At 62.2% G+C, this 23,939-nt stretch carries 23 protein-coding genes; 12 read left to right on the top strand and 11 right to left on the bottom strand.

Features of this window, described 5'->3' with window-relative positions:
- Positions 1-37 precede the first annotated feature (37 nt).
- Complete coding sequence (locus AC0CH3_RS16755) at positions 38-226, top strand: hypothetical protein (protein WP_041394287.1); 189 nt, start codon at positions 38-40, stop codon at positions 224-226.
- Positions 227-470: 244 nt separating this feature from the next.
- Here AC0CH3_RS16755 and AC0CH3_RS16750 read toward each other — a convergent pair whose 3' ends face one another.
- The 5 genes from AC0CH3_RS16750 to AC0CH3_RS16730 all read right to left on the bottom strand — a co-directional run bounded on the left by AC0CH3_RS16750 (position 471) and on the right by AC0CH3_RS16730 (position 7,912).
- A complete protein-coding gene (locus tag AC0CH3_RS16750) occupies positions 471-1,157 on the bottom strand; it encodes a ZIP family metal transporter (RefSeq protein WP_055763298.1) in 687 nt (228 codons plus the stop codon).
- A 3-nt stretch (positions 1,158-1,160) separates the two neighbouring features.
- On the bottom strand, positions 1,161-4,394 hold the full coding sequence (locus AC0CH3_RS16745) for an efflux RND transporter permease subunit (RefSeq protein WP_056677697.1): 3,234 nt from the start codon (positions 4,392-4,394) through the stop codon (positions 1,161-1,163).
- A gap of 3 nt (positions 4,395-4,397) precedes the next feature.
- Positions 4,398-5,567 carry an efflux RND transporter periplasmic adaptor subunit gene (locus AC0CH3_RS16740; RefSeq protein ID WP_055763292.1) on the bottom strand — a complete coding sequence of 390 codons (1,170 nt, stop codon included), beginning with the start codon at positions 5,565-5,567 and terminating at the stop codon, positions 4,398-4,400.
- A complete protein-coding gene (locus AC0CH3_RS16735) occupies positions 5,564-6,829 on the bottom strand; it encodes a TolC family protein (protein WP_055763290.1) in 1,266 nt (421 codons plus the stop codon). Before AC0CH3_RS16735 ends, AC0CH3_RS16740 begins: the two co-directional genes overlap by 4 nt.
- 420 nt (positions 6,830-7,249) lie before the next feature.
- A complete protein-coding gene (locus AC0CH3_RS16730; RefSeq protein WP_055843156.1) occupies positions 7,250-7,912 on the bottom strand; it encodes a cation efflux transmembrane domain-containing protein in 663 nt (220 codons plus the stop codon).
- A 36-nt stretch (positions 7,913-7,948) separates the two neighbouring features.
- On the opposite strand from AC0CH3_RS16730, the gene AC0CH3_RS16725 reads away from it, so the two are divergent.
- On the top strand, positions 7,949-8,386 hold the full coding sequence (locus tag AC0CH3_RS16725; RefSeq protein ID WP_056677700.1) for a MerR family transcriptional regulator: 438 nt from the start codon (positions 7,949-7,951) through the stop codon (positions 8,384-8,386).
- A gap of 49 nt (positions 8,387-8,435) precedes the next feature.
- Here AC0CH3_RS16725 and AC0CH3_RS16720 read toward each other — a convergent pair whose 3' ends face one another.
- Together AC0CH3_RS16720 and traA are read right to left on the bottom strand one after the other, a co-directional pair.
- Complete coding sequence (locus AC0CH3_RS16720) at positions 8,436-9,164, bottom strand: DUF6118 family protein (protein ID WP_192143182.1); 729 nt, start codon at positions 9,162-9,164, stop codon at positions 8,436-8,438.
- Between the two features lie 61 nt (positions 9,165-9,225).
- Positions 9,226-12,198, bottom strand: a complete 2,973-nt coding sequence (gene traA, locus AC0CH3_RS16715) for a Ti-type conjugative transfer relaxase TraA (RefSeq protein ID WP_056677703.1) — start codon at positions 12,196-12,198, stop codon at positions 9,226-9,228.
- A gap of 174 nt (positions 12,199-12,372) precedes the next feature.
- Here traA and AC0CH3_RS16710 point away from each other — a divergent pair, with 174 nt between their 5' ends.
- From AC0CH3_RS16710 to AC0CH3_RS16690, 5 genes are read left to right on the top strand one after another with little or no spacing between them, the layout of a single operon-like run.
- Positions 12,373-12,702, top strand: a complete 330-nt coding sequence (locus tag AC0CH3_RS16710) for a conjugal transfer protein TraD (protein WP_465238093.1) — start codon at positions 12,373-12,375, stop codon at positions 12,700-12,702.
- 13 nt (positions 12,703-12,715) lie between these two features.
- Entirely contained in the window at positions 12,716-12,958 is a 243-nt protein-coding gene (locus AC0CH3_RS16705) for a conjugal transfer protein TraD (RefSeq protein WP_465238092.1), read from the top strand.
- Positions 12,955-13,971 carry a hypothetical protein gene (locus AC0CH3_RS16700; RefSeq protein WP_465238091.1) on the top strand — a complete coding sequence of 339 codons (1,017 nt, stop codon included), beginning with the start codon at positions 12,955-12,957 and terminating at the stop codon, positions 13,969-13,971. Before AC0CH3_RS16705 ends, AC0CH3_RS16700 begins: the two co-directional genes overlap by 4 nt.
- A complete protein-coding gene (locus AC0CH3_RS16695; protein ID WP_465238090.1) occupies positions 13,968-14,249 on the top strand; it encodes a hypothetical protein in 282 nt (93 codons plus the stop codon). The genes AC0CH3_RS16700 and AC0CH3_RS16695 overlap by 4 nt, the downstream gene beginning before the upstream one ends.
- Positions 14,249-15,799, top strand: coding sequence for a type IV secretory system conjugative DNA transfer family protein (locus tag AC0CH3_RS16690; RefSeq protein WP_465238089.1), 1,551 nt, complete (start codon positions 14,249-14,251; stop codon positions 15,797-15,799). Before AC0CH3_RS16695 ends, AC0CH3_RS16690 begins: the two co-directional genes overlap by 1 nt.
- 579 nt (positions 15,800-16,378) lie before the next feature.
- Here AC0CH3_RS16690 and AC0CH3_RS16685 read toward each other — a convergent pair.
- The 3 genes from AC0CH3_RS16685 to AC0CH3_RS16675 are packed head-to-tail and all read right to left on the bottom strand — an operon-like array spanning position 16,379 to position 18,314.
- The gene (locus AC0CH3_RS16685) at positions 16,379-17,332 is read right to left on the bottom strand and encodes a replication initiator protein A (protein ID WP_088183874.1); all 954 of its coding nucleotides are present in this window, start codon (positions 17,330-17,332) and stop codon (positions 16,379-16,381) included.
- A complete protein-coding gene (locus AC0CH3_RS16680; RefSeq protein ID WP_332801602.1) occupies positions 17,329-17,661 on the bottom strand; it encodes a hypothetical protein in 333 nt (110 codons plus the stop codon). The genes AC0CH3_RS16685 and AC0CH3_RS16680 overlap by 4 nt, the downstream gene beginning before the upstream one ends.
- Entirely contained in the window at positions 17,661-18,314 is a 654-nt protein-coding gene (locus AC0CH3_RS16675) for a ParA family protein (RefSeq protein WP_332801601.1), read from the bottom strand. The genes AC0CH3_RS16680 and AC0CH3_RS16675 overlap by 1 nt, the downstream gene beginning before the upstream one ends.
- A gap of 198 nt (positions 18,315-18,512) precedes the next feature.
- Here AC0CH3_RS16675 and AC0CH3_RS16670 point away from each other — a divergent pair, with 198 nt between their 5' ends.
- From AC0CH3_RS16670 to AC0CH3_RS16660, 3 genes are all read left to right on the top strand, one after another.
- Complete coding sequence (locus AC0CH3_RS16670; RefSeq protein ID WP_332801600.1) at positions 18,513-19,022, top strand: hypothetical protein; 510 nt, start codon at positions 18,513-18,515, stop codon at positions 19,020-19,022.
- Between the two features lie 150 nt (positions 19,023-19,172).
- Positions 19,173-19,484: a hypothetical protein gene (locus AC0CH3_RS16665; protein WP_465238088.1), complete on the top strand. Its 312-nt coding sequence runs from the start codon at positions 19,173-19,175 to the stop codon at positions 19,482-19,484.
- A 164-nt stretch (positions 19,485-19,648) separates the two neighbouring features.
- On the top strand, positions 19,649-20,047 hold the full coding sequence (locus AC0CH3_RS16660) for a DUF4160 domain-containing protein (RefSeq protein ID WP_465238087.1): 399 nt from the start codon (positions 19,649-19,651) through the stop codon (positions 20,045-20,047).
- A gap of 138 nt (positions 20,048-20,185) precedes the next feature.
- Here the strand turns inward: AC0CH3_RS16660 and AC0CH3_RS16655 are convergent, their stop codons facing one another.
- The gene (locus AC0CH3_RS16655) at positions 20,186-21,832 is read right to left on the bottom strand and encodes an ATP-dependent nuclease (RefSeq protein WP_465238086.1); all 1,647 of its coding nucleotides are present in this window, start codon (positions 21,830-21,832) and stop codon (positions 20,186-20,188) included.
- Positions 21,833-22,347: 515 nt separating this feature from the next.
- On the opposite strand from AC0CH3_RS16655, the gene AC0CH3_RS16650 reads away from it, so the two are divergent.
- The gene (locus tag AC0CH3_RS16650) at positions 22,348-23,433 is read left to right on the top strand and encodes a sulfite oxidase (RefSeq protein WP_031392894.1); all 1,086 of its coding nucleotides are present in this window, start codon (positions 22,348-22,350) and stop codon (positions 23,431-23,433) included.
- Entirely contained in the window at positions 23,433-23,873 is a 441-nt protein-coding gene (locus AC0CH3_RS16645; RefSeq protein WP_051916165.1) for a YidH family protein, read from the top strand. Before AC0CH3_RS16650 ends, AC0CH3_RS16645 begins: the two co-directional genes overlap by 1 nt.
- Positions 23,874-23,939 lie beyond the last annotated feature (66 nt).

Raw genomic sequence — 23,939 nt, 5'->3', positions numbered from 1 at the left:
CGTCGAACACCATCACACGTAAATTTCGGAGAATATCATGACCAAGTTCAAGCTCATCAGCGCTGCCTTCGCCCTCACCCTGTCGACTGGCGCATTCGCCGCTGTCGCCAATTGCTGCGCCGACATGGCGTGCTGCAAGGACGGTGCGGACTGCTGCAAGGATGGCGCAAAAGCCAAGGCCGCGGACTGCTGCGATCATGCCAAGGGCGGCATGAAGCACGGCTAAAAGCTGGATAGGGGCGGGCAGCCGCCCCTATTTTCCTAGTCTACATCTACCCGCCGCGGCACGCCGTCGCGCCATGGTCGCTGTGACGAGCGGAGAGTTACCCGTAGGGTTGAGGCTCTTCCCCGAACCGCATCCATCGTTCGGCCCATCTCGCGTGCGATTACCGCCAGAGTCTGCTTGGCCTCGATACGCCGACGAAGCTCGACGTCATCATCATTGGTCCAAGACGTTCCACGTCGAGCGGTCAGCCCAAAAACTCCTCGATCAGGAGCAATCCCAAAAAGCCGATGAAAAACATGGCGCTGATAAGCGGGGTATCGGGCTTCTCGTGCGCCTCCACCAATAGCTCTTCCGTCACAAGGTAGAGCAGCGCCATCAAACCGAAACTGAGAAACCCGGCGATGACGACGGGCGGAAACGTCGCAACGGGAGTCGCTATCGCCGCACCGATCGGCAGCAACAACGCGATCCCCATCGTAATCGCGATGATCCGCGCCTTGGACTTGATCGTCTCGCCCAACTCGGTGGTCACGGTCAGTCCGAGAAACAGCACCTCCAACGTCAACGCGATCGTCAGCAACACGCCGGCCTTCCCGCCAGCGACGAACGCCAACCCGAGAACAAGCCCGTCGATCAGGATGTCGACCGCGACCGCACCGAGCATGGCGATCGGTCCACTGGCGCGACCCTCAAGGGCTTTGAGCGACAGCATCACGAGAATGCCAAGCGCGCCGCCTGTGAATGTCGCGATCGGTGAACCTTCGTGCATCACCTGGGGCAGGATCTCGGCTGCCGCTGCGGCGAACACGACGCCTGCCGCCAAGTGCTGCATGGCGCTTACGAAGGCATCACTTGGCCGTCTCGATACCGCGAATAGCGAGCCGATCAGTACGGCGACGACGGGAATGAGCGTGAAGGCAACGGCCTGCATAGCTTAAGCCCTCACGCTGTCATGACTCAAAGGCGGCAGTTCGATGTGTCCCCCTGATGGGGCTGGCAGCTCGCGCCGTCCGAAACGAGCGTAGAGCGTCGGCAGCACGAACAAGGTGAGCAAGGTTGCGGATATCAGGCCACCAATGACGACGGTCGCCAGCGGCTTTTGCACCTCGGCTCCAGCACCATGACCAAGTGCCATCGGCACGAAGCCAAGCGACGCAACGAGCGCCGTCATCGCAACTGGCCGGAGCCGCGCCAGAGCGCCTTGATGCGCCGCTACCGCACGACCCATGCCTTGCCGCATCAGATCATGGATGGACGACACCATGACCAGCCCGTTGAGAACCGCGACACCTGATAGCGCGATGAAGCCGACTGCCGCTGAAATGGAGAACGGCATGCCTCTTAGCACCAGCGCAAGGATGCCTCCGACCAGCGCCAGCGGAACGCCGGTAAACACGATCAACGCATCCCTGACGGAGCCAAGCGCGCCGTAGAGCAGGAACATGATGACCACGAAGCAGATCGGCACCACAACGCTAAGCCTATCGCGGGCAGATGCCAGGTTCTCGAACTGACCGCCCCATTCGAGATACGTGCCAGGCGGCAATTTCACCTGAGCGTCGATGGCTGACCGGGCATCAGCCACGACACCGGCCACGTCTCGATCGCGCACGTTGGCCTGCACCACGACACGCCGCTTGCCGTTCTCGCGGCTGATCTGGTTGGGACCATCGACCACGGCGATATCCGCCACTGTCGATAGCGGTACGAAGCCGCCACTGCCGGTCGGCACCGGCACCTGAGCAACCGCCGTCAGATCGGATCGTGAGCTTTCGGCCATCCGGATCACGACGGGGAAGCGACGATCGCCTTCAAAGATCACGCCAGCCTGTCGGCCGCCAATGGCTGCGGCAACCGTGTCCTGCACGTCACCCGCCGTCACCCCGACGCGGGACATGGCAGTGCGGTTCGGCCGGATATCGAGCATCGGCAAGCCTTCGGTTTGTTCAACCCGCACGTCTGCTGCACCCCGCGTCTTTCGAAGGATGCCGGCTATCCGATCTGCGGTCGCGTTCATCTCGCCAAAGTCGTCGCCAAAGACCTTGATCGCGATGTCGCCGCGCACGCCTGCAATCAGCTCGTTGAACCGCATCTGGATCGGCTGAGTGATCTCATAGGCGTTGCCGGGCAGAGTGGAGAGCCGCTTTTCCAGCCGCTCGACCAGCTCTTCCTTGGACAGGCCGGGGTCGGGCCACTCCTTCTTCGGCTTCAGGATGACGAAGGTGTCGGTCGCGTTAGGCGGCATCGGGTCCGATGCGATTTCGGACGTGCCGGTGCGCGAGAAGGCGAAGCGGACCTCAGGGGCCTTGGCGAGTGCCTTTTCCACCTGGAATTGCATCGCCTGGCTCTGATCGACCGATGTGCCCGGGATGCGGACCGCCTGCACGAGGATGTTGCCCTCATCGAGCTGCGGCAAGAACTCCTGCCCCAATGTCGTAAAAGCGGCCCCGGCGAGTGCCAGCGCACCGATCGCGACGCCGATGGTGAGGGTGGGTCGGCGCATTGCCGCATCAAGTCCCGGCTCATAACGTTTCCGGAGGAAGGTGACGACGCGGCTTTCCTTCTCCTCGACCCGCTTGCTGAGACAGATCGCAATCGCTGCCGGTATGAAGGTCAGCGATAGGATGAAGGCGAACACCAGAGCGATGATGACCGTGAGCGCCATCGGCTCGAACATCTTGCCTTCGACACCCGTGAAGGTGAGCAACGGCGCATAGACAAGGATGATGATAGCCTGCCCGTACACCGATGGCCGGATCATCTCGCGCGCCGACGCCGCGACAATCCCGAGACGTTGCTCGATGGTCAGCACGTCATCACGACCATGCTGCGCCTCGCCCAAACGCCGTAATGCGTTCTCCACAATAATGACCGCGCCATCTACGATCAGACCAAAGTCGAGCGCACCAAGGCTCATCAGATTTGCGGAAACGCCCGCCTCCAACATGCCGATGCTGGTCAGCAGCATCGTGATCGGAATGACGCAGGCCGCGATCAGCGCCGCGCGGAAATTGCCAAGCAGCGCAAACAGAACGACGATTACCAGCACCGCACCTTCGGCGAGGTTGCGGGCAACCGTCGAAATTGTGGAGTTCACCAGCTCGGTCCGGTTCATGACCGGCTTCACGACAACATCGACCGGCAAAGAGCGGCCGATCTGCGTCAGCCGTTCGGCAACGCCGGTCGATACCGTGCGGCTATTCTCCCCGATCCGCATAACCGCGGTGCCGACGACAACTTCATGGCCGTTTTCTGACGCCGATCCCATGCGTAGCGCCTGCCCGGTGCGAACGGTCGCGATCTGGTTAAGCAGGATCGGAACGCTCTCGCGGGTGGCAACGACGGTACGTGCCAGCTCGTCGGCGTTGCGAACACGCCCATCCGATCGAACCGCCAGCCCTTCTCCGTTGCGGTTGACCACGCCAGCGCCCGCGCTGGTATTGCTGCGCTGAAGGGCGGTGGTGAGATCCTGAAGCGTTAGCCGCATTGCCGCCATGCGCTGTATGTCCGGAATAACGAGATATTCCTTGGTGTAGCCACCAAGGGAGTCGACGCCAGCAAGCCCGGCCGTGCTTTTGAGCTGCGGCGTGACGATCCAATCCTGTACGGTGCGCAGATAGGTCGCCTTGTCGGCGTCGCTGACAAGGTGATCCCCCTCGGGGGTGATATAGCTGGCATCGCGCTGCAAGCCGGGTTCGCCGTTGCGGTGGTGAACTTGGTCCAGCTCGCGATATTCGACCGTCCACATGAAGATATCGCCGAGGCCCGTAGCGATCGGCCCCATCTCGGGGTTCACACCTTCGGGAAGGTCTTCCTCAGCGGTTCGCAGACGTTCCGCGACCTGCGCTCGCGCAAAGTAGATATCGGTCTTTTCACCGAAAACCGCTGTGATCTGGGCAAAGCCATTGCGACTTAGCGAGCGGGTATATTCAAGGCCAGGAATGCCCGCGAGCGCGGTTTCGACCGTGAACGCAACCTGCTTCTCGATCTGATCGGGGGAGAGGGCAGGAGCAACGACATTGATCTGCACCTGGTTATTGGTGATGTCGGGTACGGCGTCGATCGGAAGCTGACGCAGCGCGCCAATCCCGAGCAATGCAGCCGCGATGGTGAGAAGCAGGACGAGCCAGCGCTTCTCGACGGAGAGGGTGACGATGCGACCGATCATGGCTCAGTCCTCATCCCCGCCTGCACCCTTGCCGAGTTCGGCCTTGAGCGTGAAGCTGTTGGTGGAAGCGATGCGCTCCGAGCCGGTAAGGCCTGCCGTTACGGTGACTTGCCCGCCGTTGGTGCGACCAAGCGTCACGGGAATTGCCCGGAATCCTGTCGCAGTGCGGACGAACACGAACGACTTGTCCTCGATCATCTGCACTGCGGCCGATGGCACGGCGACGGTGCGGTCCCCGGTCGCAGGAACGAGGATCGATACGTTGACCGTTTCGCCGACGCGCCATGTGCTGCCGGCGTTGTCGAGGGTAGCGATCACCGGCACCAATCGGGTCGTCTCGTCCAGAATGGGGGATACGAACGTGACGCGCCCCTCCTGACGCCGCCCCGGTGCCGTCACTTCGACACGCACGCCGGGTTTCACCCGACCGGCATCGGTGGGGACGAGTGAGGTGGTTACAGTGACCTTCGACAGGTTGGCGACGCGGAACAGCTCTGCATCGGCCGCGACCGCCTGCCCGAGTGTAGCGGATCTCGCGATGACCTGGCCGGCGATCGGCGAGCGAACCGCGATGCGGTTGAGCGCGCCGCCTCCGCTGCCCGTCGCTGACAATTGCTGCTGCGCGAGGCGAAGGGCAATGCTGGCCTCCGTCGCTGCCGTCCGCGCTGCGACCAGATCCTGCTCTGGCGAAACACGTTCAGCGAACAGGCGCTGTTCGCGGCGAAGGTTTGATTGGGCGAGTGCGGAACGCGCGCGCGCGGCTTCTACCTCCGCTTTCAGTGATGCCGCTTCCCGGCTTTCGATGATAGCCAGCGGGTCTCCCCGGCTGACTGACTGCCCGAGATTGCTGGTGAGGGAAACGAGCCGACCGCCTACGGAGGTGGACACAACCTGCACACCCTGAGGATCGCCCTCGATCGTTGCCGATAGCTCGATCGCTCCGGCCACGCCGCCTACTGTAGGACGCGTAACCTCTATCCCGGCATCCGCAATCTGCTGCGCGGACAGGGTGACGATATCCTTTGGACCCTCCTTGGCTTCGCTGGCCTCGGCACCTTCGGTCTTCTCGGCTCCGGCTTTCTCACCGGCCTCGCCGTTGCCACCCCCGCCGCATCCGGCAAGGAGGACAGCCAGGGTCACAGGCGCGAGCGCCCGCATGATGGTCTTCGTCATTGATTGGTTTCCTCGGTCGAGGGCGCTGCGGCAACGAGCCGTTCGAGGCGTGCCTTGGCGTCGTGATAGGTGGCGAGCGCATCGATCGCGGCGGTTCGTGTTTCGGACAGGGTACGTTCGGCATCGAGCAAATCGAGCTGACCGAACTTGCCCTCCCGGTAGCCGATCCGGGCGATCCGAGCGGCTTCGCTTGCCGACGCCAATGCCGGCCCGCTGGCGTTGCGAGCGGTCGTCGCGGCATTCGCGACGTTCGCCTGTGCGCTTGCGATATCCTGCGCGGTATCCAGCTCGGCCGCGCGACGTAGCGCCTGCGCCTGATCAGTCTGCGCCCGCGCCTGCGCCACTGCCGCCTTGCCGTTGTTGAACAGTGGGAACGGGATCGACAGCCCGAACACCGCTGCCACGTCGTTCGTAGCCTCAAGCCGTCGTGCGCTGGCGCTGAGTGTCACGTCGGGAATGCGCTGCGACCTAGCAAGCCGCACCTGTGCCTCTGCCGTTGTCACGTCCGCGCGTGTCGCCGCCAATGCCAGCGTCCCGGCGGTCTCGATCGGCCGCGCTGGACCAAAGCCCTCGACACGGCCGAACCACACCAAGTCCAACGGTCCCGTGAGGGGTTGGCCGATCCGTCGGGCAAGATTGCTTCGGGCGACCTCGGCAAGCCGCTCTGCGCGCTCCACAGCCGTCTCCGCGTTGATCCGCAATACATCGGCGCGCTGCTGTTCGAGCGGTGATGCTCGCCCCGCTTGAACGCGGACGCCGGCTGCGCGCGATGCTTCGCGGGCGATACCGGCCTGCTCGCGCGCGGTCACCAGTCGGCGTTCCGCTGCGGTCGCCTCGATGTAGAGCTGCGTGATGGCAAGCCGTAGATCAGCCTCGGCCAACGCCGTGCCTATCCTCGCTCGATTACCAATCGCATCTGCGACAGCGATCCGTGCCGATCGTTTGCCACCCAACTCGATCGGTAGTGCCAGACCTGCCGTTGTCTCGGCGCTTCGAAGACCGCGATATTGGCCGCTGCCGGCAATGTTCTCGGTCTCGGCGACGATCGACGGGTTCGGGCGGTAGCCGGCAACCGTGCGGCCTGCTTGTGCTGCCCGGACGCCAGCCGTGGCAGCCTCAAGGCTGGGGGCGCTGGCTCCGGCAAGCGAAAGCGCCTGCTCAAGGGTGAGCGGGGGACTGGTCGATGTTGGATCGGCTGACTGCGCCTGTGCGATCGACGCGCACGACGCCACGGCCAATAAGGCCGCAATAAAACGGTGCATGGGTAACGGACTCCTGACGAACCTTGGGCATCCGCACGGGCTTTCCCGGCGGAATTAGGCGTTGGTCAGGCTTGGGGAGGACGTAGGGCTGGGTCCGACGCTACCGGGGCCTTGGGCGCATTGCGCCACATCGATGCAGTCATACGAACGCTGCTGGCTGGTCCGGTTGAATCGGACGCGATCGGCACGCCGACATGATGGCCGTGGCAACCACCATGATGGTGAGGATAAGCCTTGTCGGCGTCTGCCGGCACTTGGTCGGCATCGCCGTCGCAATGATCGAGGGAGCTGACCGCTGTGGTATCAACGCACGTCACGCCTTCGGTCGCATGCGCGACTGATCCAAGCCCGAGCATAAGCACGAGCATGAAACTGAGGAACAGGGCGGAGAGGCGGTGCATCGGCCCGCGCCTTAGCAGCTTACCGACTGCCATGTAACGACTGCTGGTAAGTAGCGGGGGCGGGTGAGGGCTCGCTACGCATTTCGGCGCGTGCCTGCCGCATGATCTGAACACCGCCCGATATTCCCAACACAGCCATCAAGGTGGCGACGGCGAGATCAGGCCACGCGCTGTTGAGGCCGAACACTCCGCCTGCGGCCAGTACGACGGCGATGTTGCCAATCGCGTCGTTACGCGAGCAAATCCACACTGACCGCATGTTCGCATCACCGCTTCGAAAGCGGTACAGCATGACCGCGACTACAAGGTTCGCGATCAACGCGGCGATGCCGACCACGCCCATAATTTCGGCATGGGGCGTTGCTTCGTGGAGCGCCCCCCATCCCGCCGCGAACAAGACATAGACGCCTAGCAAAGCAAGCGTCGCCCCCTTCAACATCGCAGCGCGTGCGCGCCAGGCTATCGCCATTCCGGCAACGCCAAGGCTGATTGCGTAGTTCGCAGTATCCCCAAAAAAGTCGAGCGCGTCGGCTTGCAGCGCCTTCGATCCACCCGTGATGCCGGCAACGATCTCGATAACGAACATGCCGCCATTGATGGCGAGCGCAATCCATAGCGCGCGCCGCCACTTAGGGTCGTTGAGAGTGTCCGCCTTGTCGGACGCGCAGCTTGTGCAGGCCATATTCGCCACCTCGATAGAATCGATCTGACAGCCTATATGCACCCTCTAGTCGCTAGAGGGTCAAGCGCTGTGTCTGAGAAACTGACGATCGGAAAACTGGCTGGTGCGACCGGCACGAAAGTCGAGACGATCCGCTACTATGAGCAGATTGGCTTGCTGCCGGCTCCTGAGCGATCGGCGGGGAACTATCGGACCTATGAGGGCGCGCATCTACGCCGCCTGTCCTTCATCCGTCGCGCGCGTGATCTTGGCTTTTCAATCGATCAGGTGCGCGAGCTTATGGGGCTTGCCGATCGGCGCGATCAGTCCTGCATCGCCGTCGATGTCGTTGCCAACCAACACCGCGACGCGATTAGACGCAAAATTGCAGACCTCACCGCGCTTGCTGGTGAACTCGACGCGCTAATAGATTCCTGTAGCCGCAACACCGTCGCCGACTGCCGGATCATCGAAGCACTTGCCCCTTCCGCATAGCGCATCGCTGCTGTCCGGTGGAATGATCGGCTTGCACCGCTTGGGCACTTCAATCCGTGGAGCTGACGATCGCACTTCTTGCCGCCACGTCATCCCGACTGATCTCGATGGTACAGCGCACCGTCTTCTTAGTCCTCACAGCTATCTTGTAGCAGGCTTGCACAGCCTTGCGATTTGCGGTGATGATCCGATCGGCTGCCGCGATGTTGGCGAAAGCATCCGGCCCAGCAGCTCGCATGAGGCGCTGCCCGGCTTCCCATTTCGGTAGGTCAAGCGTGCGCGCTGCCATCCACTCGGGCACCTGCCACTTCCCCGGGAGCTCGCGCGCGATGATCCCCGGCACGATCGTCCATAGCAGCGCCCCGCCCAGGCACGCTCCCGCACCGACCTGCCACAAGGTACGGCGCTGCTCGTCCGCACGGCGGGCAGAACCGCCGATACCGTGCAAAGCGGTCGTCGCCTTGTCCATCTTCTCACCGGCGGTCGCGATCATGCGCCGATCCTCGTCGCGGGCATGGCCGCCAGCCGCGACGATCCGGTCGGCGACATAGCGCGGCGCGACATTGTCCTCGGCCGTTTTCGCCAGCACGCCGACATTTTGCATGGTCGCGTTGAGCGCCTTCGCCATTTTCCCCAGCGTCTCGCTGTAATCGGGTATCTCCGGCACCTCGGCGCGCTCCGCGGACAGCCGCTCGACGGCGCGGCGCAACAGCGCAAGCTCACCGCGGACACCTTCAAACGCCTCCGCTGCGGCGTCCGGTTCGTGATCGTCACTCATGCACTTCTTCCCCTTTACTGCATGAAACCACAAACCGGATCGTACCCGAAAGCACGAACCGTCACCGGCTCATCCCCCGATCCCGGTCGCGCCCACGATCGAGCGACGACGACAGCGCATCGCCGATCGACCGCTCGCTTTCCTGCTTCAGCGCCAGGTCGGGTGCATGGCGACGCAGTGCGGATTCGAGCTGCGGGTCACGGTGCAGCCCGCCCGCCGCCTTCTCCATCCGCTCGCGCAACCGCTCGGCACCGGCACTGTCGCCGGCCCGCTCCATGCCTGCCCGCGCCTGCTGCATTTTCTGCCAGCCTTCCACGAACCGCTCGGCACGCGCGTCCGGGTCTAGCCGCACACGCTTCTCGTCGGCCATCGCGCGTGCCGCGCCAACTGTATTGCCGCCCGACACCTGCTCGATAAGCTTCGGATCACGCGCAAGCGCCGATGCAAGGTCGCGCGCGGCATGGGGACGGGTCGCGTCCAGCCTCTCGCCAGCCTTCTGCAAAGCGCTCTCCTGATGCGGCAGCACGGGCAGACCCTTGTTGCGCATCCGGCCGATATCGCCCGCGGCACGTGCATAGCGTTCGATCGCCTTGGCCTGAGAGACGTCCAAGGTGGTGTTAATCGGACCCCCCTGGCTGCGATCACGGGCGGTGTTAATCGGACCCCCCTGCCCGTGATCGCGGGCAGTGTTAATCGCCCCCTCTTTCGCGACAGCCGGCTTTGGCCGGAAACCGGCAAACATGCCCTTGGCCTTGTCGCGCACCTTCTCGACCATCTGGCGTGCGAGTTCCGGGAACCGGATCTCGCGCCGATCGGCGAACGCCCGCGCCTGATCCTGCTCGGGCTTAGCGTAATCGCCCGCCATGTCCTTGCCGCGTTCGCGCGACAGAGCGCGAACAAGCTGGCGCTGGTCGGTGAAGTCGTCGCGGCCATAGTGAAGCTGCACGTCGTCGCGGTGCCGCGACATGCCGACATAGGCGCTGTGGCGGTCCATGCCCGGAGTGGCGAGGACATGGGCGCGATCGACCGTCACGCCTTGGGATTTGTGGAACGTCGCCGCATAGCCGTGATCGACATGGGCATAATCCTTGGTGTCGAACGCGACCCCGCGCCCGTCATCGAGGCGCACCGCCATGCCCTCGGGCGATACCCGCTCGATCGTCGCCAGCGTGCCGTTCTTGACCCCCATGCCGCGCTCGTTGCGAAGGAACATGATGCGGTCGCCGGTCGCGAACTGCCGCTCGCCGCGCTCGGCCTTCACCGTCACGTCATCGCCAAGGTCGCCGCTCGCGCGCAACCGGTCGCGCGCCTCGCCATTGAGGCTCTGCACCTCGGCGTTGGTGTGGGTGAGGATGATGCGGCTCTTGCCCGGCTCGGTCTGGCGCGCGCGATCCCAACCATCGACCAGCGCGCCCCGCGCCGCCTCGCGCGTGTCGGCCGCGTGGACCGTGCCCTTGCCGTCATAGGCGTGGATCGCCTCGCCGGTGCGCCCGGTCGCCAGCGCACGTGTGGCGTCGCGCTGCCAGTCCTCGCGCTGCCGGCGTATCTCGGTGATCTCGGCCGCGCCGTGCCGCTCGGTGACGCTGCGGAACGCCGCGCCCGCCTCGATCGCCTGCAACTGCTCAGGATCGCCGACCATCACGACCTTGGCCCCAGCATCGCGTGCCTGGGACAGCACCCGCTCCATCTGGCGCGAGCCGATCATGCCAGCCTCGTCCACTACCAGCACGTCCTTGGGGCCTAGCTGCTCGCGGCCCTGCCCCCATGCGTGTTCCAGGCTAGCGATGGTGCGGGACTGGATGCCCGATCCGCCCTCAAGGTTCTCGGCCGCAATGCCCGACAACGCCGCGCCGCGAACCGTGTAACCCTGCCCCTCCCATGCCTCGCGCGCCACGCCAAGCATCGCCGACTTGCCGCTGCCGGCATAGCCGACGACGGACGCCAGCCCCGCGTCGCCGGTCACATGATCGAAGGCGTCGCGCTGCTCGCCCGACAGGACAAGGCCACGCCCCTCGGCCGCGCCGATCGCGACGTCACGATGCCGATCGGCGACGCCATGCTCGCCCCGGCCCGCCAGATCGTCGCCGGCACGCTCAAGCCGGTTCTCCACCGCAATCATGTCGCGCGACGTGAACCGCTCCTGGTCGCGTCCATCCTTCCCCAATGCGACCAGCTCAGGGCTGGCGCGCACCGCCCCCATCACCTGGTCGAACTGCTCCTTGCCGTCGCTGTGCCGGAACGCGAACGTCGCAAGGTCACGGACGGTGAACGTGGCCTGCTGCCGCGTGAGGGCGTCCAGCGCGACATTGGGATCGGCGATGATCTTCTCGCCGTTCTCACGAGCGATGCGCGTGTGATCCTCGATCCGCTCCGCCTCAAGCCCCTGCTCCGGACGACGCGATGCGGCCGGGCCGATCTTGTGCTGCGGCTCCAGCCCGATCCCCTGCGCCTCGTAACTGCGGTGGTCGATGCGACCCTCAATCCCCAGCTCGGCCATGCGCTCGTTAACGTGAGCGCTCCACGCCTCGCGCCAGTCCTTCAAAAGCTCGGTCGAGTTCCAGTCGCGGTTCTTCTTCCCGAACCCCTCCAGCCCCACGTCGCGCATCGCAAGCATGACATGCGCGTGCGGCTTGGGCGTGCCGTCCTTCGCCTTGTCCCAATGCACGTTCAGATCAGCGACCATCCCGCGATCGACAAACTGCTTCTTCACGAAATCGCGTGCGAGCTGGACGCCCTGCTTCTCGTTCATCTCACGCGGAATCGAGAACTCCACCTCACGGGCAAGCTGCGCGTCCTTGCGCTTCTCGCCTGCCTCAACCTCGTTCCACAGCGTCGTGCGATCGTTTAAACGCTCTGGTGCGCCCTCCGGCAACATCACCTCGGAGTGAATCACGCCCGCCTTGTTGCTGAAGTCGTGATCGCGGTTCAACCGATCGTCGTGCAGCTCAGATGCGGAACGATAGGCGGCGCTCGCGACGGCGCTCGATCCGTTTGCGCGGCTCACAACTTTGGCGGAGAAATGATAGATCGCCATGACGCTCCGCACACTGCCCTACTTAGCGCACGTCGGCAACGACGTATAAGCGCGCACTCACGATCTGCTTCGCATCTCCTGACTGACTTGATGCCGCTTTCTGCTCGTTCTGCCTTTACCCGTATGCTGGACACGCTAAGATATTACCGACCGATACGCGGAAGGGTGTAGGCTATGCGGAAGGTTCGCGATTACGATGCTGAGCTAAAGGCGCTGGGTGACAAAGCCCGCGCGCTCAAGGCAAAGCGTGTCGAACAGCTCGGTCAGCTCGTCGCCGCCACGGGGGCCGATGCGCTCGATGCTGAAACCCTCGCCGGCGTGCTGCTCGATGCAATCGGGTCGAAGGATGCCAGCGCAAAGGAGGCATGGCGCGCGAACGGCGCTGCCTTCTTTCAACGGCGTGGGCGCAAAGGTGCTGGCGCTGCTCCAATCGACGGATCGGGCGCTGCGGCTGAACCGGGCGACGACGCTGCGGGCGGAAGCGGCGGAACGGCGAACGGATAGCAGGGGCTGGGTCGTGCAGCGTCGCGAACGAACACGTCACCTGATTGAGCTGGGCGGGCTGGTTCAGAAAGCCGGGCTCGTCGAGCTGACCGACGACGATCGCGCTACACTGTACGGCGCGCTGCTCGATCTCGCCGGACGCGCGCGCGGCGATGATGCCGGCGACGTGCTGACGCTGTGGAAGCGACGCGGCAAACGGGCGTTCGATGCGGAAGCATATGAGGGCTCCCCCGCTCCAATCGGGATCGATCTATGAAGCCGTCCGTCACCGAATCCTCCCTCGATGCTGTGCTGGAACGACTGCTCCTTTCCCACCGCAACGCTGCGGCCCTATTCCTCGAAACTGCCGCACGTCACGCTGCCGGAGTTGCTGTCGATCGGGTGACGGTAGCGCGACAGGTCCGGCACGCAAACGCGAGCGGGACGGCCGATCTTGTGGTGCGTTACTGGTCAGGAACATCCTGCGTTGCGGTGCTGCTGGTCGAAAACAAAATCGACGCAGGCTTCACCCCCGATCAACCGGCCCGTTACGCCGCAAGCCGCGACGCACATTTGGCTTCGGGAGCCGCGCCGATCGTCGCGACGCTGCTGGTTGCACCTTCCATCTACCTGACCGGCTCCAAGCTCGCCGCCGGGTTTGATGCGGTGCTACCTTACGAAAGCCTGCTCCCTAACGTGACGGGCAATGATCGCGAGCTGGTCGAGACCGCAATCGAGCGCGCCGCCAGCCCTTACGAGCCGGTACCGGTCCGGGCAGTCATGGACTTCTTCACCGGCTATGCCGAGTTGGCGAGGCAGGCAACGCCTGACCTGGTGCTCAAGCGCAATCCCAACAGTGCCGATGCCCGCCCTGAGTCTTCCCGCACGATCTATTTTGATGCGAAGCGAAGCGGGTTCGCCAGCTACGGCTTTCTACTGAAGGAAGGTCGGCCCGCGAGCCTTCGGGTCTCTCATCAATGCTGGGACTCCGCTGCGCCCAACCCGAGCGTCAAGGCCATGCTCGACGGGTGGGCGCGTCACCTGCCCTTGGCCGCGCCGATCCTTGCCACCTCATTGCGTGGGTCGGGAGTCTATGTGCGAGCTGCCGGCCGTAGCCTGGCGCTTGTTCTAGACACGCAGCGCCTGGACAACATGCGCCCCGTCGCGGGGCAGGAAACTATAATTCTCGATGCCTTGACGAAGGTCCAGCGGCTCCGGGAAACATGGAACGGACTGCGCGACACGTTGCGGGAGTGTGCCATGATCGTGGAAAGGAGCGAAGCGCCATGAGCGATTTCGATATCGAGACGATCCGTCGTCAGGTCCGCGCGATGGATTTCGTGCGCGGCACGCCGACGGAAATCGCCATGTGGCACGAAGATATGGCGGACTCGCGCGCCAACCTAGTCATCGAGGACATGATCCCGACGCCCAACGACGACGCGTTCTTCGCGATGATGCTGGACGAGGGAGTGCCCCCTCCCCTCGTCTCGCAAATCCTGCTCCGGCTGCTCGATCATCCCGATGCCGACCGGTCACTGCCGGTCACGCCGATGGAAGCGCACTGATGCCCAGGCGACGGATCGGCCCGCTGTTCGCGGTCTTCGTCGCCTTCATGGTGCTGATGGCGAGCAACGCCTGGCTCAAAGGCATCTTCGGCTATGGCGAGATAGCGACCGACATTCCGTTCCTGCTGGCCGGCGCGGTCCTGTTCCTGGCCTGGCGCTTCAACCGGCGTGCCGCCAACCAGCGCAGCGATCTGCTCGGCTCCGCCCGCTTCGGCGACCGTGCCGACGTGCGAAAGCTGGAAGCGAACGGGGATCTCCTGATCGGCCGGTCGGCGAAGTCGGGCAAGCTGCTGCATTACGACGGCGCGGCGCATCTGCTGACGATGGCACCCACCCGCTCGGGTAAAGGCGTGGGCACGATCATCCCCAACCTGTTGCTGCTCGACCGCTCGGTGATCTGCATCGACCCCAAAGGCGAGAATGCCCGCGTCACCGCCCGCGCGCGTGCCGCCAAGGGCAAGGTCTGGTGCCTCGATCCGTTCGGCGTGTCAGGGCAGTCCCCTGCCCGCTACAATCCGCTCGATCGGCTCGACCCCGCCAGCCTCGATCTCGCTGAAGACGCCAACACCCTCGCGGACGCGCTGGTGCATGACGCGCCGGGGCAATCGGGCGAAGCGCATTGGAACGAGGAAGCCAAGGCGCTGATCGCCGGGCTGATCCTACACACCGTCGTCCACGAACCCGCCGATCGCCGCGTACTGGCGACCGTACGCGACAAGCTGACGTTCGCCCCTGCCGCCTTCGCCGCGCTGCTGGCCGATATGCAGGACAGCGCCGGCGCCGGTGGTCTGATCGCCCGCGCCGCCAACCGCCAGCTCGGCAAGTCCGACCGCGAAGCCGCAGGCGTGCTGTCCTCGGCACAACGTCACACGCATTTCTTGGATAGCCCGCGCATCGTCGCCAGCACGGCCGCATCCGATTTCACCTTCGCGGAATTGAAGGATGCGACCGTCACCGTGTTCCTATGCCTGCCGCCCGATCGGCTCGATACCTATGCCCGCTGGCTGCGGCTGCTGGTGAGCCAGGCCGTCACCGACATGGCGCGCTCCACCGTCCGCCCTGCCCGGCCCGTGCTGTTCTTGCTCGACGAGTTCGCCGCGCTCGGCCGCCTCGAACCGGTCGAGCGCGCGATGGGGCTGATGGCGGGCTATGGCCTTCAGCTCTGGCCGATCCTTCAGGACATGCATCAACTCAAGGCCACCTATGGCGAGCGCGCCGGCACGTTCATGTCCAACGCGGGCGTGATCCAGACGTTCGGGGTCAACGACCATGCCACCGCCGACATGCTCTCGCGCACGATCGGCGACACCACGATCGAATATGATACCGTCAGCACGTCACGCGGCACTGGCTGGAGCGAAAATCGCGCCGGCCCTTCGGAAAGCGTCAGCGGTCACGTCTCTGCCCGCCGTCTCGCCACCCCCGACGAAATCATGCGGATGCGGCCCGACCAGCTCCTGTTGCTCCGCCAGGGAGAACACCCGCTCGCGGTCGAAAAAATCCGCTACTACGATCAGCGCGAGTTCGCCGGGCTGTTCGATCCGGCGTGATTGAGCCCCGCTGAGGACATTCACCGTGATAGGCATCCCAAGGCCCCCGAAAGCTCCTCTCCTGCCCTCACCGCACGCCTGAGCGGCTTTAGCGAACGATTCCGTCCACCCGCCCCAACTTCTTTCTCGCCTAGCTAGCGGCGCTTGCGCCGCCTCTGTGACGCCGCAGGCGGCACGAAACAAATAGCGTATCGGCCATTAGGCCGATTCCATTGTTCGTCTTTTGGTCTGTCGAACGGCGCAGTGACATTAAGTGATTCTGTTAAATAGGAATCTTAAAAAGGTTAAGGGTCAAAAAGACCCTAATTCCTACCCTGTTTTCAGTGCCTTACCGATATAGCCGGTGGGTGAAACCCCGTGATTGGGTGTGTGAAACCCCGATAGTGCGGTGGGTGATCCCCCGACGAAAAGGTGTGTGAAACCCCGACTCTGGCATGGCTTGAACGGCTCTTCCGTGCCAGTTATCCACAGCGCGAACGCTGCATTACGCCGGCCGGAGCTTGCCCGACTCTGCCCGGCAAGCCAGCAGGTGTGTGAAACCCCGATAGTTGGGGGCTGCGGTGGGTGAAACCCCGATAGTTAGCGACGGCCGGCCAGCCGGTCCATTCGGGCGTCCACCTCTTCCGTACGCCGACGATCGGCGTCAAGGCGGGCTCGCCGCTCCTCCTCCACGCGCATCTTCTCGGCCAATGCTAATGCTTCGGCCTCACCGCGGAGCCTGAACAGCACAGCCGGGCTTTTGTCGGTCGTTTCGGCTGCTTCCATTGTATAATCAGGGAGCTGGTCAGCCTCGATCACGCGCCGAAGCATCCGATTGAACTCTTTGGGCTGGGCATCGCTGCCTGTCTTGTCGCGAAGCACCTCGACCCGGCACAACCACCCCCCGCGCTGCGTGCCGGCATGTTTGCGCGCGATGCGATACAGCGCCCGCTCCAGGCCTCCGGACAGGAGGAAATAGTCAGGGTGCATGGTAAGCAACGACTTCTCGTTGACGATCCCCTCATAAACCCAATCCGAAAGGGTCAGCGTCATGCCCCGTGGCTGCTCGGTCTCGGCGTCGGTGTCAAAGGTCCAGCTATCGAGCCAGTTGAAGCCGGCCTTCTGCCGGCGCTTGGTCGCGCGGATTGAGGTGGTGATGGAGGTCGTCTGGAGCCTAAGCAGCGCCGCCTGCAACTCTTGATAATCTCTGCCGCCAGTGCCGCGCTTGATAGCTCGCAACAGGTCATAAGGCGTCGTCGTCAGCGTGCGCGGCAGGTCGTTCAGGCCCTGCTGCTTCATGCGATTGAGGGTAGATGCCGCCCATATTAGAATGTCGGCATCCCAAATCGTCGCCATTCCGTAGTCGGGAATCGCCTGCACGCGCACCCACGCCTCGCCATCCGGGCTGCGATACTCGATGGGCTTGAGGCGCTTGCGCTTCTGCAACGAGAAGAACGGACGCTCCATAACTTCCCGCTGGTCCTTGAGCGGGAGGTCACCGAGCGCAGGGATGAACAGGTCAAACTCGGGATTGGGATCACGCCGCTTGCTCACGGGGCGAACCTGGTGTGGCCCCGCTTGACGAGATACTGCCGAAGTAGGCGCTCGGTGACGACGGTGAGCGGCTCACCGCCCTCCTCCACACTGAGTTGGCGCAGTGCGCGGTGCATGTCCTCGGGAATGTGGATCAGCACCGGCTTCTTGCCTGGATGACTGCTGCGACGCGCCGGCGCTACCGGCGTGGGCGTCTCGGCCGCGCGCCGTGATCGGCGCGGCGCGGCCGCCTGTTGCGGCTCGGGGACAGCCTCGACGATGGAAGCCGCTGCCGCCTCGTCCGGCTCGTCATCGAAGATGCTAGCAAGTGCAGACGGTCTCTTTGCCATTATGCTACCTCGCTTACTGGCTTAGTCGTAAAGCCGCTTAGTCGCTTAGCCTCATTATAGGCTGCGCGCAGTTCGGCCGCAGCCTTGCTATCCGGTTCTGTCTCTGCCGCCGTCCGGCCGAGTGGCGTAGCTTTGTAAAAATCCTTGCGGAAATGGAGCCGGCTGTCGAACAGCGTTACGCCCTTGGCGGCGAAGCCCGCATGGGCCTCCTGCCCTTCCCCGCCCTGATGCGGAACCTGTGTCAAAATGACCGCAAATGGGGTGCCGGCCTGCTGCACCTGCTTGACGGTCTGCAACACCGAATGAACGTCTAGCCCACGCGGTGCGACGGGGACAATGACGAAGTCTGCTTGCTCGGCCGCGAGCATGGCAATGTCCTTGGAGTTCGCGGGCGTATCGATGATGATAAGATCAATCTTGCCGCTGGCGCGTCCACGCGAAACGTGGAGAGGTAGGCCGGCGACGCTGCTGTCCTTCACTATCACGTCGTCGTCGTCGCGGCGTTCGGACCAATAGAGTGCCGACCCTTGCCGGTCGTCGGCATCAAGGATGACGACTGATGCCCCTTCCCGCGCTGCCTCGACGGCGAACCCAGTCGAAAGGGTAGTTTTGGATTGCCCGCCCTTCTGAGCGATCACGGCCCATACCTGCATAGCTGTCGCTCCTACTAAGCTGATAAGCGACTTATATCGCTTAGTCGCTTAGCTGCAAGAGAAACCGCTAGGGTGGGGACCCCGCGTAGATTCGCCAACATTCGGCCCTGACTTGTCCGTGGCTTACGGAATGCCAATATACATGGCACGGCTTAAAGCCGTGTTTCACTTCATAGGCCATGAGCCAAGGAGCACAGAATGAGCATATTTGGTTTCGGCGCCAGCTACGGCGGCGTCACGGACGTTACGTCCTACTTCCTTCAGCTAGGTGTCGCGTGCAGCGGCTGGGAGCCTAGCACACCTCCAAATGCAACCGCGTCGCTGCATGATGGCGAGGCTCCGTTTATCGAAGCAACGCTCCGGTCCATTCGGATTGGCGACATCGCGTTTATAAAATCGTTCTCGCCAGGCGCAGGACTGCGCATCAAGGGCGTTGGCTTAGTCACCGATGCCCGTCCGCACGAGATTGACACTACAGCCTTATATCCAATCGATAAAATCTGGCCATCGGAGACACGATTGGGCACGGGCGTAAAGGTGCGCTGGACTTGGCCTGATGTGCATGACGGCTCTGTATTCTGGCTATTGCCGCAGCTCACTGATCGCGGAACGAACATGCGTACCGGCACGATCTACGAGGAACATGGCCCTGAGGTTGCGGCCATCCTGATGGACCTCATGCTCGATCCCACCATGCGTCAGCGATAAAAGTCGAAGTCGGCGGCATCCATCAACGGATGTCGCCGACAATGCTTGATCGCTTAGTCGCTTAGTCGCTTAGTCGCTTAGTCGCTTAGCTTCCTGTCAGTCGGGCAGCAACTTTTTCAGCGCGACATGAAGATCCCCGGGAGCCTTACCATGAGCCTAAAAAACATCCTCGTTGGCTTCACGGACGGTAGCGCGATCGCCTATCAACCAAAATCGTCGGTCCGCATTGCGAACCGTGGCCCGAGTCCAGTGAGAAAGAAGGACTTCGAACAGGTCAGGCAATATCCTCCCGAGTGGGTTGGGTTCGGTAGCTTCTATGCGGAGATTTTGGCAGCGGGACAGCGTGTCGAAACGCATCGTGGACTGCTCACCGTGGAAACGGTGAAGCACGACGTCGATCTTCCCCAAGGCGACCATATGCCGTCATCGATTGGAAACGTCGATCGGCACCGTCTGAGGTGAGGAAAGGGCGCTTCACCTCTTGGGTGACGCCATTCCCCAAAGCCTGTTCCCAGTTGCACTTTCCCGAAACGGAACCACAACGACGAAGAAACGGGAAAGCCGCAGATGTTTTGTTAATGCGAAGTGTCTAGCCCGCGTCGGTCCCGATGGATGGTAGATTAAACATGCAAAGCGTAGACGAGCTAAAGAAGCGTTTGTTTTCGGTCGGGGAAACGCTCCAGGGGCGGTTCGCGTCATTGGATATGCTCATCGACGATGATGCGTCAGGCGTTTTCGACCAAGATTTTATGGTCATGCGAGTGTCGAACCTCGTCATTCGCATGGACACAATGGCCAACCACGGCCGCGCCCACCTTCACATCGACTACAAAGACGATCGGCACTGCGCGACCTACGCAATCGATACCGGCGAGCGCCTTGTCGGCAAACCAACGCCCTACGATCAGACAATCAAATCATGGATCGATGAGCATCGCCACGAACTAATGACCGTGTGGACAGCCGTACACGCCGGCCAATTTCCCACCGGCATCGTTACGAAGCTACGAGAGTCGGCATTCTAAAGCGGTCGGCGGCGTCAGCTTTAGCTCGTCACGGGACTCCGATTGCTGGGGACGTGACTAGCAGTGTCGTTCTGTACGTTGCCGAAATCAATCTACGACAGAACAGAAGGCGACCTTGATTGATCCATTGAACGGTAGTTATGCAAGCAGATCCTCTAGGTTAGCTTTGAGGCTGGCTGCGCGTTCTGGGTAAACAGCGAGCAAGCCTACCGCTGCGGCCGAGAAGCCATTAGCCGGAACTTTGTTTTTCAGCTGATTGAAGATAAATTTACCTTTTGCGCCCTTGAGCGTACGCCCTTGGAATACTGCCCACACATCATCATTGGTGGGGCTCCCCCCCGCCTTATGCAGCTCATCGTTGTGCGCTGCGCGCTGTTTAGCGAACTGATCTTTAATGGGCGCTTGGTTCTGGTTCGAAATGTCGGTCAGCCAATTTTCGCACGTGTGTATAGGCTCCCCGGTTAACGCTGAGAGAAATCCTGGATCACAGAATTCCGCTTCGAGGTCGGATTGGTCAGTCAACCAGAGACGAATTCCTTCGCTGGCGTATGAATCCTTGAGCGCAATGACCTCGTCATCCGTAAGCGAGTCACGATCGCGGTGCACCAGTATCTTGAACTTATCGCCGAGAGACGCCTTAAGTTCCCGAGCCTCGTCTTTGGTCAAGAGGTGTTGGTAACCTCGTCCCGGAAGAACGGTGACCGCTCGCTCGATTTCCGGCCATTGACGGATAAGCTTCTTTAAAAGGTCATTCTTTGCATCTTCGCTCACAACGATGACTTTTTTTCCAAAGGCACCCCAGCCTAGAGCTAACTCAACCGACGCACGGTCATCAGACTTTTTCTCACCGTCTGCCAGCCATACAACATTCGTGTCTGCGGGTGCGCCGCGCACAATAAAGGGAGAATGCGTAGTCATAATGATTTTGATGCCTTGCGCGCGGGCAATCTCTAACAGAATTTGCGCCAGCTGCTCTTGGACACTTGGGTGGAGGTGGATATCCGGCTCATCAACCAGAAGAATCTTTGGTTTAAATAGCAAAATGTAGCAGAATATCTGTATTAACTGAAGATATCCGGTGCCCAGAAGCTCCAGTGGCATAGTAATACCATTTATCTCAGCTTCGGCGTGAATGTCAAAGTCCGCCGCGTCGTCAAACTTTATACTCAGCTTAATCTGCCCTAAGAGTGGCATCAGCCATGTCTCAATTTGAACAATGTTTTCTAGAGATAGTAGGTTGAGCGCATTGCGAAGGTAGACATTCGAATCACCGAATGAACAAGCCTTCAAAACGACGCGTTTGGAATTTTTCTGTTCCACGTTTGGAATGCCCGATATTCCGGGAATAAAACCACTGAAAAAGGTCTCAGCACCGCGAAATTGAGTTCTCACTATTTCTGGAAGCTCTCCTTGCACTGAGATACCAGCGTTTCGTGCCGAACGCATTTCTAGATGGGCTATAACTTCTACGCCGTCATTGGCACGAAATTTGAAGATCACCTTGGAAGATGGGCTGTTCGAGCGGTTTCCCCAATCTGCGCCATGACCAAGTCGCCAATATTCGTCGGAAGGAAGATAGTCGAGGTCACTTACCCTCACCATCGCCGTTCCGTCCGTTCGTATGCGATCTGCCTGGCGCATTAGGCAGGAGGCAAGGTGCAGTGCTTGAAGTATCGAGGATTTTCCGCTCCCATTTGACCCAACAAGTATGTTTAGGTCTGCAAGCGGCAAGTCAATGGCGTCAATGCGTTTGAACTTTTCTACTCGTATAGATTCAAGGTGCATTGTCTGCCCCGCTAGATGTTTATCCTGCCGTATATCGCATAGCCGTCAGAACGGGTAAATCACGTACCTAAATCTTTTGCCGTAGCGACGGTGGCAAACGATTAAATTGACTATTTTTCGGGACTCATCCTGCCGGCAGGAATAACCGAAGTGCCGCGTTGATGCCCGACGTAAAACACACGGCAGTCGCTAATCGGGTTGGCGACGGCGTTTTGCGACGATTGAGAGGCTGCCGTCCGAAAAAACCCGTTTGTCGCGCATCTGCGATGGCGACAGGGTTTTCCGTCATCCCTAGTACCTAGCGACGACTTTTGGGACAAAGCCGTCGTAGCAAGTCCAGCCACATCGCGACGATCTACGGGAAAGGCTGTCTGGCGCTCGGCGCCTTTCGCGCGACGGCATGGTGATCGCTCCACCGCCGTCTAGAAAGGGATAGGCTATCGAAAGAGTCTGGGTGACATCGCCCAGCAAAACGATCGATTTCGCTACTGATTTCATCATGGTAGGCCGCTTGCATGACCGCATCCGATCGCGCCGAACAGAATCTGATCCTCCGCTGTCCGGAGCCGCTCAATGCGGAAACGCCCCCGGATAAACTGATCACGTCCTTCCTGACGCCGCAGGCGAACTTCTACATCCGCAGTCACGGACCAACGCCGGAACTGGCCGACGATCATCGTATAGCGCTGGACGGCTTAGTCGACCGCCCGCGCTCCTACACGGTTGCCGAACTTCAAACGGCATTTGCGACCCGGACAGTGACCGCGACCATGCAGTGCGCCGGCAATCGTCGGGCACATCTTCAAGACGTGGAAAAGACTTCGGGCGATCCCTGGGACGTGGGCGCGATTGGCAATGCGGCGTGGACCGGCGTCGCACTGTGCGACGTGCTCGCCGCAGCCGGCATCCAGGACGGCGCGTCGTTCGTCGGCACTACGGGGGCCGACAACGTGGATGTCGATGGTGAGACGGCACCGTTCGGTGCCTCGATCTCGATCGCCAAGGCGCTAGAGCCCGACGTGCTGATCGTCTGGGCCATGAATGGCGAGGCGCTGGCCCCCGAACATGGCGCACCGCTGCGGCTCGTCGTGCCGGGTTATGCGGGCGTTCGTAGCGCCAAGTGGCTGACGCGCATCGAGGTGCGCGATCGCCCGTCCGATGCGCCGATCCAGGCTAAGGACTACAAGCTCTTTCCGGCGTCGGTAGCGAAGGAGGACGCAGACTGGGATCGGGGTCTGACTATCGAGGAGATGCCGCTCAATGCTGCGATCTGCGCGCCGGTGGACGGCGCGCATGTCAGCGCCGGCGCGTGCGAAATCGCGGGTTATGCGGTCGCCTTCGGCCGAGCGGTCACCCGCGTCGAGGTCTCCGTCAATGGCGGCACCGACTGGCTGCAGGCGGAACTGACTGCAAAACCCGATGCGCCTTGGAGCTGGACGCAGTGGCACGTCACGGTCGATCTGTCTCCCGGACTCCACGTCCTGATCGTGCGCGCCGTTGACGGTGCCGGGCAGATGCAGCCCGAACGGCCCGAGCCGATCTGGAACTTCGCCGGCTATCTCTCGACTGCCTGGCATCGCATCGCCGTTACCGCTGGCTGATGGACGCGCCGCACGACGCCGATCGGGCCCATGCGAAGCTGGCGGAGAGCGCGAGCAAGCTGAAGGACAGCGCAGTCCAGCAGGTGGACAGCGCCGACCGTCGCACAGAGCTTGCCGCGGACCGCACAATCCTCGCCGGCGAACGCACCTATGCTGCCTGGGTGCGTACCGGACTGGCGGCGCTCGCTTCCGGTATCGGCGCGCGCGCGCTGCTCAAGGACGTCGTGTTCCCGTGGCTGGCGACGGCGACCGGGACCATGCTGATCTTGTTCAGCGCCTTTTGCTTCGCCGCTGCGGTGTGGCGAGAGATGGGCGCAGGCGCCCCGCCGCCACGACCGGACATCAAGCGCCTGCCAGCGACGTTGCTCCTAGTGATGAACGGGTTTCTCATGCTCGTGTCACTGGCCGCGCTCGTCGGCATCTGGACGGCACGCTCGTAGCAGCCATCCCTAGGTTTGCTGCGAACCGATCAGACCCCGCAGCGCATCCGCGGCTTTCGTGCGGTA

Source organism: Sphingomonas sp. AC449, from assembly GCF_979253475.1.
Note: the sequence above shows the minus strand (reverse complement) of the source record. Positions and strands in the feature narration are given on the sequence as shown.